This window comes from Rhodocytophaga aerolata, assembly GCF_030503435.1.
Classification (GTDB): Bacteria; Bacteroidota; Bacteroidia; order Cytophagales; family 172606-1; genus Rhodocytophaga; species Rhodocytophaga aerolata.
Genome location: NZ_JAUKPO010000152.1, coordinates 1 through 1,425, shown reverse-complemented (window position 1 = coordinate 1,425; position 1,425 = coordinate 1). Strand labels below are relative to the sequence as shown.

General features: G+C 43.8%; 1 protein-coding gene. It reads left to right on the top strand.

The window, feature by feature from the left end:
• Positions 1 to 338 precede the first annotated feature (338 nt).
• The gene (locus Q0590_RS37260; RefSeq protein WP_302042772.1) at positions 339 to 1,280 is read left to right on the top strand and encodes an adenylate/guanylate cyclase domain-containing protein; all 942 of its coding nucleotides are present in this window, start codon (positions 339 to 341) and stop codon (positions 1,278 to 1,280) included.
• Positions 1,281 to 1,425: the final 145 nt, after the last annotated feature.

Below are 1,425 nucleotides of genomic sequence, written 5' to 3'. Positions count from 1 at the left end.
ATTTTTGTCAACCTATATTAGGACAAGACCCTTAGCTCTTACCTAAAAAAGATTTCCCTTTGCAATTAGTTATCTTCGTGTGACTAACTATTTAGCAGAAATGCTATATTAGCTTAAGCTAAGCAGTAGGCTCAAGCTTAGGGTAGAATGTTTCTGAGCAAAAAGCTGTAATATGGGTAAGCTTTCAAGGTAATCACCATTGGCTTGGTTGTGACTTGCCTGATAAGGGGATCGCTTGCTCCTCTGTGTTGATCTGGTCCCATGGCTTTGAAGCGTATTTTGCTAGGCTACAATCCATGTGGAATAGTACATGTTTTCCATCCTATATTTCTTCCCCTATGCAAGCTAAGCACCTAAGAAAACTTAAAACACTTGCCTGGATTTGTCTGTTTACCTGTCTTGCCGGTGTATTCTATCAACTCATCCATGAAGGATGCCTGGATCATAATAGTGTTATAGTGGGATTTCCTTTGGGGTTGGGCTTTGGTATTTTGGAACTCTATCTGTTCCCCAAGGCTCAGATCTGGGTTGGGCAATGGTCCTTTACAAAGATGCTGGTAGTCAAAACCCTCTTGTATACGGCCCTCATTTACAAGGTTACCCTAGCCTTAATGCTTGTAGCAGGTTGGGTGGAGGGCCGTAAGTTGAGTGAACTAGCAAGCTTTCTGGGCTCAACCAGGCAATTGATCTTAGTCCTTTATACACTCATCATCTACAATTTACTCATATTCATTCTACAGGTTAACCATCTGTTAGGAGAGGGCAATTTATGGAAATTTATCCTTGGCAAATACCACAAGCCCCGCGAGGAGGAACGCATCTTTATGTTTCTGGATATGAAATCCTCTACAACCATCGCTGAACAGTTGGGACATGTACGCTTCTACAGCTTGCTCAATGAACTCTTTCATGAGATTTCCCAACCAGTACTAGAGACCAAAGCCCAGATCTATCAATATGTAGGAGATGAGGTAGTGCTTACCTGGGAGATGAAACAAGGGCTGGAGAAGGCAAATTGTCTGAAAATGTTTTTCCTCTTCCAGCAAAGCCTGCTTGGCAATAAGGAGAAGTACCTGAAAAAGTATGGCCTGCAGCCCGAGTTCAAGGCAGGCTTGCACTGCGGAAAAGTGATCAGTGCCCAAATAGGGGATCTCAAACGCGAGATCGTCTACAATGGGGATGTACTCAAAACCAGCCAGAATTCAACATGCCTGCAATCACTATGGGTGCGACTGCCTGGTGTCGGGTATTCTCCTCAACCAGCTGAAAGGGATAAGTGAATATGAATGGGAGAGGTTAGATAGGGTAACGCTTCGAGGCAAGGAAACAGAAGTGGAACTGTTCCGCGTGGTAAACCTGCACCTAAGTTCTTCTCACCCTATTCTGGTGAAGTTATAAGTTGACAACACTTCCCCTTTTGTTTGC